A 13,604-nucleotide genomic window follows, 5' to 3' on the forward strand; every position below is an offset into this window, starting at 1 on the left:
TCGAGAGACTTTCATCTTGAGCGACCGGCCATCGGAATGGGATAAATATCTCCTCGGATCGGTTCTGTTTATAGCGCAATCCTGAGCGACGGGGCTGGTCCTTCAGCGCCGCGAGCAGATTGCGGTCCATTTATGTGACAGCGCGGCAGGGCTTTCTGCAGCCGCAGCTTTATTCCCTCAGACTTCGCGCCACCAGCCGCGCCACGCTCGGTCCGACCAGCAGCACGACGAGGAAGCGGGCCGATTGCAGCGCCATGACGAAGGAGATGTCGACATGCTGTGCGGCGGCGGCGATGATGGCGACGCTGTCCATGCCGCCGGGGCTGGTCGCCAGATAGGCGGTCAGCGGATCGATGTCGAGCACATGGCTGAGCATGAAGCCGAGGCCGCCGCAGAAGGCGATGAGGATGATGATCGAGCCGACGATCTGCGGCAGCGCACGCGTCGCGTGCCGCAGGATAGCCCTGGTGAAATTCAGGCCGATGGTCCAGCCGATCATCGTATAGAAGAGGGCGAGCAGCCAGGGCGGCAACTGCATCGTCACGTCAAGGCCGAGATGCACCGCAGTGCCGAAAATGAAGGTGCCGAGGAAAAACGGTGACGGCAGCCTGAACAGCTTGCCGATGAGGCTGCCAACGACCGCCACGCCAAGTGTTGCGGCAAAGGCAGTTGGATCGATCGGCGGGAACCAGATGATGGCCGGGGTCTCGATGCCTGATGTGGAGACCCTTGCGACAAGTGCGGCAGTCATCGAGACCAGGATGACGCGCAGATATTGCATGAAGGCGACGAGGCGCTGGTCGGCGCCGAAGGCGCCGGCCATCAGCACCATGGCGGTGGCCGCGCCCGGCGATGAGCCCCAGACCGCGGTGGTGCCGGGCAGGATACGCCAGCGGCTGATCAGCCAGCCGAGCAGGCTGGACGCCGCAACGGTGGCCACCACGACGCCGAGGAACAGCGGCCATTCCTTGTAGAAGAGCGGAAAGATGTCGGCGGAGATCGAAGCGGCGACAAGGCAGCCGACGATCGCCTGGGCGGCGCCGAACAAAGGGCGCGGCACACGCACCGTCGCGCCGTTGGTGCCGGCCAGGATCGCCGCCAGCATCGGCCCGATCAGCAGCGCTGCCGGCAAGGCGCAGAATTCCAGCGCGCCGGCAAACAGCATCGAGAAGATCAGCAGGGCCAGCCACTGCCAGACTTTGGGTATCCGCGCCAGATGCTCGAGGGCCGGCGGGTTGGGGGAAGAATCCATAGACGGCTCTTAGATGGGTTGCGGAAAAATACGAACCGTTTTTGCCGGGGAGTATGGTGGCGGATGGTACAACGCCTTGCATCGCGATCCTTCGCGCCCCCCTCTGTCCTGCCGGACATCTCCCCCACGAGGGGGGAGATTGGCGGCTTCAGCGTCTCGCCCACTCTTGCACCATCAGAGATTGGCGAAACCCGGGATGACGGCCGATCTCCCCCCAAGTGGGGGAGATGTCCGGCAGGACAGAGGGGGGCGCTGTCCCGCCGGCCTATCCCCCTCAGCTCGCCTTCGCCGGCAACCCAAACCCACCAACAGGGTGCGTTTCCACCTGGAACTCGAACCCGGCGATGATCGGCCGCGCCTTGGCGATCGCTGCCTGGACTTCCGGCAGTTGCAGCGAAGCCTTGTGGCTTGCCTGGTCGGTCCATACCTCGGTCACCCAGATCGCGTCGGCATCGGCCGGATCGGTGGCGATGATGTAGCTCAGGCAGCCCGGCAAGGCGCCGGTGCTGGCAAGCAGGACATCCATCATGGCGTCGCGCTGGCCGCGCGTCGCCCGCAGCTTGCCGATCAGACCGTACATTGCCGGTTTCTCCGTTGCCTGTTGCGACAAGTATGCAGGTCGCCGCTCACGGCATCAACTGGCCGCCGTTCACCTCGTGGCCGGCGATGCAACCGCTCAACAGGGCGGACGAGAGGAAGAGATAGGCCGACGCAGTCCTCGGCCGTGCCGGCGCGGCCCTGCGGAATGGTGGCAACCATGGCCTGCTCCTCGGTCGAATAGCGCTCATGGAAGGGGGTCGCGATGCTGCCCGGCGCCACCGCGTTGAGGCGAGCCGATCAGATCCTTGGCCATGCCGCGGGTCACTTTGGAGACGAGCCGAGCCATAAAGACCGGCGCCGCCGCCGGCGCCATTGCGCGCCGCGATCGACGAGGTGTTGACGATGAAGCCGCCCTGGCGTTTCAGCCATGGCATCGCCTTGCGTGATGCGGTCAGCACGGAGCGGGCGTTGATGTCCGGGTCGTAATGCGCCTCGGTCAGTTCGGCTAAGGCACGCGGCCGAGGCGGCATTGTTGACCAGGCCATCGAGCCGGCCGAAATGTTGTGCGTGACGACGCGCTCGACATCGGCAACGATCGAGAAATCGCCCTGGACCGGGAATACCTCGCCACCGCCGTTGCGGGTGGTTTTGGCCAGGTTTTCGCCGACTTGAATTGTAATGCAGCGCGACGCGGCATTTCTGCGCGGCGTAGGCCAGTGCAAGTGCCGCCCCGATGCCGGTCGCGGTGACCAGCACCGCCTTGCCGGCGAGGTCGCCAAAGTGGGGGTGACAAGGGCGGAAGTGACAGGGGTGGAGGTGACAGGGGCGGTTGTGGTGGCTGGCATTCCTCCGGGGTCCTCCTGCTCTTCGTAGGGCCTCGCCGTGCTCATGTTCAAGTCCGTAGAGGTTCAGGGCCGCAAATAGGCGTAGCCCTGGCGCTGCAATTCGGCGAGCTTGACGACGCCGCCGGTCGCGGCGGCATGGAAGCCGTCGAGCAGATCGGTGAGCGCAACGTCCATGCCCTGCATGGTATTGGCGCAAGCATGCGGGGCCAGCCCGTCGCGAACCAGACCGGAAAAACGGCTGGAAATGGCAGCCGACGCGCTCTTCGCCTTGAAGGCGGCGAGTGCCGGTCCGTGCACGACCAGCACGATGTCGACCTTGCCGCCGGTGCCCTCATAGTGGTTCTTGATATTGCTAAGCGCGAAGCCGACCTTGTCGAGGTCGCTGAGGTGATAGGCGACCTTCTGCCTTTCCTCTGCCACGGTCGCCGCCTTGACCTGGCGCAGCCCGAGAAGACCGGCGGCTCCGGCAAGGCCGGCGCGGAAAATATCGCGGCGTCGCATCATGTCGTTCTCCAGCATGTCCTCGCAAATTGCGTGGCTTCGGCCCCGATCCTAGCATAAATTGACGTTACGTGGTGGTCGGGCGAAGAGTGGTCGGGCGAGGAGGGGCACATGATATTGAAGACCATTCGGGGGAAGACCATTGTGGGGAAGACCATTGTGGGCGCCGGACTTGCTGTCGCCTTGCTGGCCGCTGTCGCCAGCACGGCCCTTGCCGACGATACGCCCGAGCTCACCGAACTCAGCCCGGACGGCAAGGATGCCTGTTTCGGGCGCATCTACGATGCCGCGCATCTCAAGGTGCACCCGAACCAGAAGGTGGGACGGATTTTCTTCTACCATGGCAGCGATCCGGTGAGCCCTCCGACCGAGGAGCCGAGCAGTGGTCCATCCGGCTACAACGGTTTTCTGGCGACGACGGTGCGCGGCGCCAACAAGCCCGAATGGGTCGGCGGCTGGTGCGGCAAGGATGATCCGCAATCGGGCGACATCCATTGCGGCATGGAATGCGACCGCACCATGGCCCTGGTGAACGTCGACGAAAAAGGCCGGCTGATCGTCTCCGGCGTGCATCGCAACCTTTATCTCGATGCCGGCGCCGAGGATGAACTTGGCGAAAAGGAGTTCGCCAGGCAGGCACTCGGCACGGAAGACGACGGCTTCCGGCTCGACCGCATGCCGGCGCAGACCTGCAAGGCCGAATTCGCGCGCATCGATCCGGTCGATCCGGCGCTGGGAGCACCGCTGCGCGAGCGGCTGAAACCGGACCAGCCGTTCTGCTACGGGCGCGACTACGATGCCGCGCATCTCGGCTCGCATCCAGATCAACTTACCCACACCATCCGGGTTTTCCGCGGCCCGATCGAGCTGGCCGCCTTCGCCAAGAATGGCGATACTGCAAACTGGCCTGATGGCGCCGACATAGCCATTTCCGTCACCACGCGCCAGAATGCCGTAGAGGTCACGCAGAGCTACAGTTGTGACGGCGAAGCGGACCAGTGGCGCTGTGTGGCGAGCGGAAGGACGAGCGACTTTTCCTGCGACATCGCGGCCAGGGAAATTTTTCTGCGTCGCGGCGCCAACGGCACGATGATGCTGGCCAATCCCAACAGCAGCCTGCCGATCGTCGACCTCTGCTCGAAGGCGACCGTCGGCGAGACCGCATCCGACGACAAGGTCTATCGGCTGGAGCCGATGCCGCAGGCTGCCTGCGCGCCTTGATCGGATCCGAATCCTTGGTTCGGAAATTGGCGGATATGACGGGAGCTGGATGGAAATGCGCAAGGCAAACGCGTTCTGGTCGGTCGTTCGCAGGCGGTGCGCCTGCCAATCGCCAGCGCCAACGATTAGCCAGAGACCAACATGCCTTCGTCATCCCAGGGCGGAGTGAACGCGAAGCGGAGCGCAGACCCTGGGATCCATGCCGTAACATCCGCCGAAGAATGCAGCAGTTCGGAATGTGTCGTCCTCCGTTCCGGACCCGTCGTGACGAAGAAGCACTCGATTCTGGTCCGCCTTCGTGTGCCACAGAGGTAACGGCATGGATCCCAGGGTCTCCGCGACGTCGCTTCGCTCCTGCTCCGCCCTGGGATGACGAGGGAGGGGTGTTGCGGCCATCTGCAAGGGGCGATTTTGCCACTGAAGGGACCATCGACGTTCGCTGCCGCCTCACGCGAACGGCACGGCCGTCGTGCCCCTGGGCAGTTTTGCCTCGTCATCGGGCTCGACATGGATGGTGACGCGCACCGAGCGGTTTTCCGCCTTCAGCGCATCCTCGATGCGGTCGCAGATGACGTGGCTGGCGCCCACCGACATGTCGGCGTCGACGACCAGGTGGAACTCGATGAAGGTGGCGCGGCCGGCAATCCGCGTCTTCAGATCGTGGACTTCCAGCGCGCCTTTGCAATTGGCCGAGATGATGTCGCGGATGCGCATGTGCTCCTGCGTGTCGACGGCGCGGTCCATCAGACCGTTCATCGACGAGCCGATGACGTGCCAGCCCTGCCACAGGATGTTGAGCGCGACGATGACGGCAAGAGCAGGATCGAGCACTTGCCAGCCGGTCAGCACGGCGCCGACCAGGCCAATGAACACGCCGACCGAGGTCGCCACGTCGGTCATGATGTGCCTGCCGTCGGCGACCAGTGCCGGTGACTTCTCGGCACGGCCGGCACGGATCAGCGTCAAGGCCCAGAAGGCGTTGATCACCGTCGCGACGCCGTTGATGGCAAGGCCGGTCCAGGGCTGTTCGAGCGGCACGGGGTGCCGCAAGGACCACCATACTTCGTTGAGGATCAGCAGGGCTGCCAGCACGATCAGCACGCCTTCCAGGACAGCCGAGAAATACTCGGCCTTGTGATGACCGAACGGATGATCCTGGTCGGCCGGCTTGTGGCTGACCTGGATCGCCCAGTAGGCGGCGGCAGAGGCAATGACGTTGACGATCGATTCCAGCGCGTCCGAATACAGCGCCACGGAGCCGGTGACGTACCAGGCCGCCAGCTTCAGGCCGAGCACGACGAAGGCGAGGATGATCGACCAGAAGGCGAGGCTGGCGACCTTGCGCTTGGCGGTCGCCTTGATTTCGGCTGTTGTCATTGAGGAAGCCGCGTTCTTCGGCGCCCCCCTCTGTCCTGCCGGACATCTCCCCCACAAGGGGGGAGATCGGCTGTCATGGATGACGTCGTGCGAGATATTCGGGCTAGATCTGCAATGCTTGAGATTGGCGAAAGCCGAAATGAGAGACAATCTCCCCCCAAGTGGGGGAGATGTCCGGCAGGACAGAGGGGGGCGACGTAGGGCGCAAACCTCAACACGGAAACTCCTCGCCCTAAGCCGCCTTTTCCTTGGCCTTGCGCGGCAGATGCGCAACGATGTTCTCGATGATGCGCATGCCGGCATTGTGGCCGAGCGTCATGATCGATTCCGGGTGGAACTGCACTGCGGCGATCGGCTCCTTGCTGTGCTCGAAGGCCATGATGACGCCTTCTTCCGTCTCGGCCGTGACGACGAAGCCGTCGGGCAGCCGCACCGGATCGGCGAAGATCGAGTGATAGCGGCCGACCGTCACCTCCTTGGGCAGGCCGGAAAAGATAATACCCGGCTTCGACACGCGGATGCGCGACGGTTTGCCATGCATCGGCACGTGCAACTGCCGCAGCTCTCCGCCATAGGCCTCGGCCAGCGCCTGCAGGCCGAGGCAGACGCCGAAGATCGGCAGGTCGCGCGCGCGGGCCCGCTTGATGGTGGCGGCGCAGTCAAAATCCTTCGGCGTGCCGGGACCGGGCGACAGCACGACCAGGTTGGGTTTCAGCCGGTCGAAGACCTCGTCCGGCACAGGCGTGCGCACGGTCGAGACATTGGCGCCGGTCTGGCGGAAATAATTGGCCAGCGTGTGGACGAAGGAGTCCTCGTGGTCGACCAGCAGGATGTTGACGCCGTCGCCGACGCGCGCGGTGGCGCGTTCGGTATCGGCGGCATTGCCTAATTTGGCGTCGCGGATGGCGGAGATCATGGCGGATGCCTTCAGTTCGGTTTCGGCTTCTTCTTCCTCGGGAATGCTGTCGAAGAGCAGCGTGGCGCCGGCGCGCACCTCGGCGATGCCGTCCTTGATGCGGATGGTGCGAAGCGTCATGCCGGTGTTCATGTCACCGTTGAAATTGACCATGCCGATCGCCCCGCCATACCAGGCGCGCGGGCTCTTCTCGTTCTGCTCGATGAAGCGCATCGCCCATAATTTCGGCGCGCCGGTGACGGTGACCGCCCAGGCATGCGACAAGAACGCGTCGAAGGCGTCCATGCCTTCGCGCAGCCGCCCCTCGATATGGTCGACGGTGTGGATCAGCCGCGAATACATCTCGATCTGGCGGCGGCCGATGACGCGCACCGAGCCCGGGTCGCAGACCCTCGACTTGTCGTTGCGGTCGACGTCCGAGCACATGGTCAGCTCGGATTCGTCCTTCTTCGAATTGAGCAGCTTCAGGATCTGCTCGCTATCGGAAATGGCGTCGCCGCCGCGCTTGATCGTGCCGGAGATCGGGCAGGTCTCGACACGGCGGCCGTTGACGCGCACGAACATCTCGGGCGAGGCGCCGACCAAATATTCGCCTTCGCCGAGATTGATGAAGAAGGAATAGGGCGAGGGGTTGATGGCCTTCAGCTTGCGGGAGATATCGGAGGGCGGTGTCTCGCAGCGCTCGTAGAACATCTGGCCGGGCACCACCTCGAACAGGTCGCCGCGCTTGAAACTCTGCATCGCCTTGCGCACCAGATTGGCATATTCGCCGGGCTCATGGTCGCCGCGCGGCGGGATGCGGTCGGCGGTCCTGAACGGCTCGACGATTTCGTCGCGCGGCAATCCCTGTGTCGAAAACCCATCGCTGGAATAGTCGTAGCGGTCGGTCCAGGCCTTGGTCGAATAGTGGTCGACGACCAGAATCTCGTCGGGCAGGAACAGCACGAGGTCGCGCTGGCTTTGCTGGCGCTCGAGCTTGTAGTCGACCGGATCGAACTGGAAGGCGAGATCGTACCCGAAGGCGCCATAAAGACCGAGATTGGCGTCTTCCTCTGTCTTGAACAGAGCGGTGATGGCGCGCAGCACGGTGAAGACGGAGGGAACGCGGCTGCGTTCTTCTTCAGTGAAAACACGGCCGGGCCTGGCCACGTCGAGGCGGATCAGTCTTTTCGACGTCTCGGCGATCGTCACCTCGTCAAGGCCGCCGAGCGCCTTGCCGACCACCGGCAGAAGCATCTCGCCACGGCTGTTCAACGCCTCGATGCGCATGGCGCGGCCACGCGCCGAGATCACCAGCGGCGGGTCGATGATGGCGGTGTCCCAGCGCGTATAGCGGCCGGGATATTCGTAATTCGACGAAAACACGGCGCCGCGGCGCGCATTCAGCCCGTCGACATAGGCGTCGATCGCGCCTTCGTAAGGCCGGTCATGGCGCTCGCGGGTAATCGTCACGCCACCCGCCGTGACGAAGCGCTCCGCCCCGTTCTCCAGAATTTTCGTCATCATTGCCGTCTCCATCAGCGTCTTGGCTATTTCAGCGTCTTGGATATTTCAGCGTCTTGGGGGCAACGGACCCGGGGCATGGCTTTAAAAAAACAAATGGCCGCCCGGACATTTCCGCTGCGGCCACCTTCCATTTTTCACGCGCACGCGTTCGAACAGGCCGCTGTCAGCGAGCCCACCACCAAACGGTCTTGATCGAGCGCATGTTCATGGCGATTCCAATAGCGGCGATTGAACGGCCGCGCAACTGGATTCAATGAGGGGCCTGGAGAAGGGGAAGGGGGAGGGCGTGGAGAAGGGCATGAGCCGCTCAATCCTCCAGCGTTCCCGACCGTGCATCGGCGCTTTTCCTGTCGCCGACCAGCTTCAGCAGATCTTCGCCGGCGCGGATGATGCGCCGGGAACGCCGTGTCAGGATGATGCCCGCCTGCGGCGCGAACAGCTGGGTGCGGCCGCCGGCTTCACCCGGCGCATGGACGATGGTGGCGAGCAGCGCGCCTTTTGCCACACGGTCGCCGGGCTTCACTTTGTAGAGGACCGCGCCCGCCCGCGGCGCCGGCATCATGTCGATGTTTTCGAGCGGCGCGACGAAACCGGCGAAGCTGCCGGACGTGGACAAGGCCTGGTCCAGGACCACGCCGCGCCCCACCAGCAGCCGATAGAGCCCTTCGGCATCGGCGCCGGCCAGAGCGCCGTCGACATCGAGTATGCCGCGATACTCGACCGTGGTGGCGACGCGCCGGTCGAACCGCGCCACCTCTGCAGGGACCTTCAGATACGGCGTGATCGAGGCGCCTTCGAAGGTGCCGTCGGTATCTTCATCCCACAGGACCACCGCATCGACGCCCATGGCCGCCGCACAATCCGCCATGGCCGGCCACAGGCTGGTATGGACATAGAGGTAGGCGAGGCCCTCGTCGTCGCAGTGCAGGTCGAGCACGATGTCGTGGCCGATCGACAGCTGCAGCAGCCGCGTCTTCAGCCGCTGATCGGCAGTGCCAAGCGTGGTGTCGGGCAACAATTTTACGTCAGGCGCGGCCAGCAGCGGAAAGCCGCGGTTGAAGTTGGTGCGCGTGCCCAGGTGAAAACGGCCCTGGTGCTCGCCGAAATGATACTGGGCGCGGCCGATCGGATTGGCTTGCGGCACGACGGTGATATTGCCCTTGATGCGGCCTTCGGCTTCGGCCTTTTCAAGCATCGGCATCAGCGCGTCGATGGCGACGACCCCCGGCAGTTCGCCGGCATGGAGTGCGGCCTGCAGATAGGCCGAGGATGCCGCCTTATCCGCTCCCTCGAAGCGGAAGACCGGGAATTCGTAGCAAACGCCTTCGCTGTCGCCGGCAATGCGCTCGATCGATTTCTGCATGATGATCCTCCAGGAAAACTCATGCCCTTTCGTCGACACGCTGTCGATTGGTCCAGCTTTTCACGTTATGGGCGCAAGGCTCTCCTCGGCCGGGCGCGGCTGCCCGGCCTATGCCAGCGGCTTCAACTCCTGGGCAATGGTGGGCAGAAGTTCCGAGACGTTGGGGTGGATGTGCATGGCGCGCGCGAGCGTGCTGATCGGCGCCTTGGCGTACATCAGATCGAGCACGCAGTGTATCGCCTCGTCGCCGCCGGGGCCGAGCACCGAGCAGCCGAGGATTTCGTTGGTGTCGGCATCGGCCAGGATCTTCATGAAACCTTGCGTCTCGCCTTTCTCGACGGCACGGCCGACGCGTGTCATCGGGCGCTGGCCGACCAGCGCGCGGCGGCCGGACTTTCTTACCGCTGCCTCGGTCATGCCGCAGCGGCCGAGCGGCGGGTCGGTATAGAGCGCATAGGCCTCGATGCGGTCGCTCACCCTGCGCGGGTCGCTGTCGAGCAGATTGGCGGCGACGATCTCGTAGTCATTGTAGGAGGTGTGGGTGAAGGCGCCCTTGCCGTTGCAGTCGCCCATCGCCCAGATGCCGGGCACGCTGGTGCGAAGCTGGTCGTCGACGACAATGAAGCCGCGTTTGTCGAGCTCGATGCCGGCCTTGTCGAGGCCGAGATCGTCGGTGTTGGGGGTCCGGCCTACTGCCAGCAGCACATGCGAGCCGACAGCCGGCGCCTTGCCGGCCGTGAAAGTCACGGCAATGTCGCTGCCCTGCCTGGCGAAGCCGATGTCGCCGGCGCCGAGATGAACCGTGATGCCTTCGTTTTCGAGGATGGACAGAATGGCGGCCGAGACATCCTCGTCCTCGCGGCCGATCAGCCGCGGGCTCTTTTCGATCACCGTGACCTGTGAACCGAAACGGCGGAACATCTGCGCGAATTCGAGCGAGACGTAGCTGCCGCCGACGACGACGAGGTGGCGCGGCAGCACGTCGAGATCCATCATCGACGAGTTGGTCAGGAACGGAATCTCGTCGACGCCTGGCAGATCAGGCACCGAGGCACGGCCGCCGGTGTTGATGAATATTTTGCCGGCGCTCAGCAGGTCGTCGCCGACGCGCACGGTATCGGACGTCTCGAAGCGCGCATGGCCGCGATAAAGCGTGCATTTGTCCATGCCGGCAATCCAGCTTTCGAGGTTGCCGCGGGCGTCGTCCGACACCTTGTCCTTGCGGGCCTTGATCGCCGTGTAGTCGACGCCGACCGGACCGGAGAGCGTCACGCCGTAGTCGGCGGCGCGGCGGGCGAGATGCGCGGCATAGGCGCTGGCGACCATGGCCTTGGTCGGCATGCAGCCGGTGTTGACGCAGGTGCCGCCGACCAGCTTTCGCTCGATCAGCGCCACGCTCATGCCGGCCGCCGTCAGCCGGCCGGCGAGCGGCGGGCCGGCCTGGCCGGCGCCGATGATGATGGCGTCGAATGACTTTGCCGTCATGCCACCGCCGCCACGATCAGCAGACCGCCGACGATCGCCACCGCGTCCTCGATGAAGGCGGCGGGCTGGTCCTTGCCGAAAGCCAGCGCCAGGCGTTTGCGCAGTTCGGCGCCGCCCAGCGTGCCGATCACCGCGCCGATGGCGCCGGCGATCAGGCCGCCGACGGTGGCGCCGCCGGTCGCGCCGATCACCGCGCCGGTGAAGGCGCCGACAGCGATGCGCGCGCCAAACTGCTGCGGCACCTTGCGGCTCGGCGTGGACGGCAACTGGTCGGTGACCAGTTCGGCAATGGCCAGGATGGTGAAGATGCCGACGGTGATCCAGTGGCCCATGAAGCTGGCCCAGGTTCCGGCGACCGGCAGCCAGCCGAGCCAGGCGCCCCAGGCGACGGCGGCGGGCGCGGTCATGGCGCGAAGACCGGCAACGACGCCGATGAGAAGTGCAAGAATGTACAGCATGATTGGCCCCTCGATCACACGGCCTGGGACAGCCCAGCCGGGGCAGGCTAGCATAGGTTCGGCATTTGACCAGAGGCGTAGCAGGACGGATCACCGTGGCCCGAAGCGAGCGCAGGATAGAGAGCAGAGAAAAGACAGCTTGTTGGATGGCAATCGGCGTCGGCGCGGCCCCTCATCTGCCTGCCGGCATCTTCTCCCCGTATGGTGACGGGGAGAAGGGGCTGGCCGCAACCTCGGCACCCCTTTTGCAACGCTGACAGTTGGCGAAATCGTCGGAGACGGCGTCTTTCTCCCCGTCACTATACGGGGAGAAATGCCCGGCAGGGCAATGAGGGGCAGCGCCAGACCTGAAGCGATTGCCTCACCTCGGCGCCTGCGCCACGCGCTCCTGAACGTTCTTCGAGAATTCGCGCCGGTACTGCGCGGGCGTGGTCCTGAGCCGCGCCGAAAAATGCTGGCGCAGCGAGGTGGCGCTGCCGAACCCGGCCTCGAAGGCAACCGTGTCCATCGATTTTTCCGTTGCTTCCAGCAGCCGCTGCGCCAGCGCGACGCGCTGGTCGGTCAGCCAGTCGCCGAAGCTGGTGCCGATTGTTTTCTGGAAGCGGCGGGTGAATGTCCGGCGGGTTAGGCCGGCGATGTCGGCGACACTGTCGAGGCTGTGCGTCTCGTGCAACGTCTTGCGCACGGTGTCGAGAGCCTGTGCGAAGCGGTCGGCATTGCCGGTCCTGGCGATGGGGCGTTCTATGAACTGCGCCTGCCCGCCCTGACGATGAGGAGAAAGCACGATCTGCCGGGCAAGCCGGAGTGCCGCCTCCGCGCCATAGCGAGCCCGTATGATGTGGAGACAGCAGTCGAGCCCGGCGGCGACGCCGGCCGAGGTCACGACATCGCCATTGTCGATGTAGAGCACCTCCGGCTCGACGAGAATGTCGGGATAGAGGGCCTGCAGCTGGTCGGAAAAAGCCCAGTGCGTCGCGGCTCGCCGCCCCGAAAGCAGTCCGGTCGCCGCAACAGCGAACGTTCCCAGGCACAATCCGACAATCAGCGCACCGCCCCGGTGCGCGCGACGCAGCGCCTCGATCAGTGCCGCTGGCGGTGGGACTTCGAGGTTCTTCCAGCTGGGCACGATGACGATGTCGGCGCCATCAAGCGCGGAAAGCCCGTGCGGGGCGCTGATGGTCAGCCCCGCATCGGTGCGGATCGGCCCGTCCTCAATCGCGCAGACCCGGAACTCGAAGCGCGGCAGGCCGAGCGTCGTGCGATCCTCTGCGAATACAAGGCAGGGCACGGAGAGGTGGAAAGGGCTGATGCCATCGAAGGCGATGGCGGCAACGATCGGATCGGCCATGATAAGCACCATGAGAATTTCCGGAATGTCCCAATTATTTCGAACTATGTCAATCGGGACACTTTTGCGGCCTGATGCCGAGTCTATCCTCGACCCATCAATGTCAACGGGAAAGGAAAGCCCCATGTCGGACTCAGCCAAAGGCAAAGCGCCGCGCCGTGCCCTCATCGTCGTCGACGTTCAGAACGACTATGACGGCGGCAATCTCGCCATCAAGCACCCACCCTTCCGCGACACCGTCGCCAATGTGGCGCGCGCCATGGACGCGGCCGCCGAGGCAGGCGTCAAGGTGGTGGTCGTCAAGCAGTTGGCGCCGGAAACCTCACCAGTCTTCGCCAAGGGCAGCCATGGCGCCGAATTGCATCCCGAGATCGCGAGGCGAAACCGTGACCACTACATCGAAAAGACCTTGCCAAGCGCCTTCACCGGCACCGACCTCGAGGAATGGCTGCGCGCCAACGCTATCGATACGATTACGGTCATCGGCTACATGACGCATAATTGCGATCTGTCGACGGTCATCCATGCCGTCCATATGGGCTTTGCGGTCGAGTTCCTGTCGGATGCAACGGGGTCGCTACCCTATGCCAACAGCGCCGGCTACGCCTCGGCCGAGGACATCCATCGCGTGGTGACTGTTGTCCTGCAGTCGCGCTTCGCCGCCGTTCTCAAGACCGCCCAATCGATCGACTGCCTGAAGACCGGCGTGCTGCCCGAGCGCGATACGCCCTATGCCTCCAACCAGCGCGCGCTGGCGCGGAGCGCCGCTTAGGCGAACTTAGATGTTCAGGC

The 13,604-nt window shown here is 64.5% G+C and carries 11 protein-coding genes and 1 pseudogene; 2 read left to right on the top strand and 10 right to left on the bottom strand.

Going from position 1 to position 13,604, the window contains the following annotated elements; genetic code table 11:
* Positions 1 to 169: 169 nt before the first annotated feature.
* The 4 genes and pseudogenes from AC0L2K_RS24790 to AC0L2K_RS24805 all read right to left on the bottom strand — a co-directional run bounded on the left by AC0L2K_RS24790 (position 170) and on the right by AC0L2K_RS24805 (position 3,138).
* The gene (locus AC0L2K_RS24790) at positions 170 to 1,252 is read right to left on the bottom strand and encodes an AbrB family transcriptional regulator (RefSeq protein ID WP_473532556.1); all 1,083 of its coding nucleotides are present in this window, start codon (positions 1,250 to 1,252) and stop codon (positions 170 to 172) included.
* Positions 1,253 to 1,526: 274 nt separating this feature from the next.
* Positions 1,527 to 1,832: a putative quinol monooxygenase gene (locus AC0L2K_RS24795; protein ID WP_287344716.1), complete on the bottom strand. Its 306-nt coding sequence runs from the start codon at positions 1,830 to 1,832 to the stop codon at positions 1,527 to 1,529.
* A 46-nt stretch (positions 1,833 to 1,878) separates the two neighbouring features.
* Positions 1,879 to 2,548: pseudogene (locus AC0L2K_RS24800) on the bottom strand (SDR family NAD(P)-dependent oxidoreductase).
* A gap of 152 nt (positions 2,549 to 2,700) precedes the next feature.
* Complete coding sequence (locus AC0L2K_RS24805; protein WP_473532607.1) at positions 2,701 to 3,138, bottom strand: DsrE family protein; 438 nt, start codon at positions 3,136 to 3,138, stop codon at positions 2,701 to 2,703.
* A gap of 111 nt (positions 3,139 to 3,249) precedes the next feature.
* Here AC0L2K_RS24805 and AC0L2K_RS24810 point away from each other — a divergent pair, with 111 nt between their 5' ends.
* Positions 3,250 to 4,359: a hypothetical protein gene (locus AC0L2K_RS24810; protein ID WP_473532557.1), complete on the top strand. Its 1,110-nt coding sequence runs from the start codon at positions 3,250 to 3,252 to the stop codon at positions 4,357 to 4,359.
* Positions 4,360 to 4,806: 447 nt separating this feature from the next.
* Here the strand turns inward: AC0L2K_RS24810 and AC0L2K_RS24815 are convergent, their stop codons facing one another.
* The 6 genes from AC0L2K_RS24815 to AC0L2K_RS24840 all read right to left on the bottom strand — a co-directional run bounded on the left by AC0L2K_RS24815 (position 4,807) and on the right by AC0L2K_RS24840 (position 12,812).
* Positions 4,807 to 5,736: a cation diffusion facilitator family transporter gene (locus AC0L2K_RS24815; protein ID WP_473532558.1), complete on the bottom strand. Its 930-nt coding sequence runs from the start codon at positions 5,734 to 5,736 to the stop codon at positions 4,807 to 4,809.
* 232 nt (positions 5,737 to 5,968) lie between these two features.
* Positions 5,969 to 8,158, bottom strand: coding sequence for an anthranilate synthase (locus tag AC0L2K_RS24820; protein WP_473532559.1), 2,190 nt, complete (start codon positions 8,156 to 8,158; stop codon positions 5,969 to 5,971).
* 307 nt (positions 8,159 to 8,465) lie between these two features.
* The gene (locus AC0L2K_RS24825) at positions 8,466 to 9,521 is read right to left on the bottom strand and encodes a succinylglutamate desuccinylase/aspartoacylase family protein (protein WP_473532560.1); all 1,056 of its coding nucleotides are present in this window, start codon (positions 9,519 to 9,521) and stop codon (positions 8,466 to 8,468) included.
* Between the two features lie 108 nt (positions 9,522 to 9,629).
* Positions 9,630 to 11,006, bottom strand: a complete 1,377-nt coding sequence (locus AC0L2K_RS24830; RefSeq protein WP_473532561.1) for an FAD-containing oxidoreductase — start codon at positions 11,004 to 11,006, stop codon at positions 9,630 to 9,632.
* Positions 11,003 to 11,464: a membrane protein gene (locus AC0L2K_RS24835; protein ID WP_023797878.1), complete on the bottom strand. Its 462-nt coding sequence runs from the start codon at positions 11,462 to 11,464 to the stop codon at positions 11,003 to 11,005. The genes AC0L2K_RS24830 and AC0L2K_RS24835 overlap by 4 nt, the downstream gene beginning before the upstream one ends.
* A gap of 361 nt (positions 11,465 to 11,825) precedes the next feature.
* A complete protein-coding gene (locus tag AC0L2K_RS24840) occupies positions 11,826 to 12,812 on the bottom strand; it encodes a helix-turn-helix domain-containing protein (protein WP_473532608.1) in 987 nt (328 codons plus the stop codon).
* A gap of 124 nt (positions 12,813 to 12,936) precedes the next feature.
* Here AC0L2K_RS24840 and AC0L2K_RS24845 point away from each other — a divergent pair, with 124 nt between their 5' ends.
* Entirely contained in the window at positions 12,937 to 13,584 is a 648-nt protein-coding gene (locus AC0L2K_RS24845; RefSeq protein WP_473532562.1) for a cysteine hydrolase family protein, read from the top strand.
* Positions 13,585 to 13,604 lie beyond the last annotated feature (20 nt).

This window comes from Mesorhizobium sp. WSM4817, from assembly GCF_055811135.1.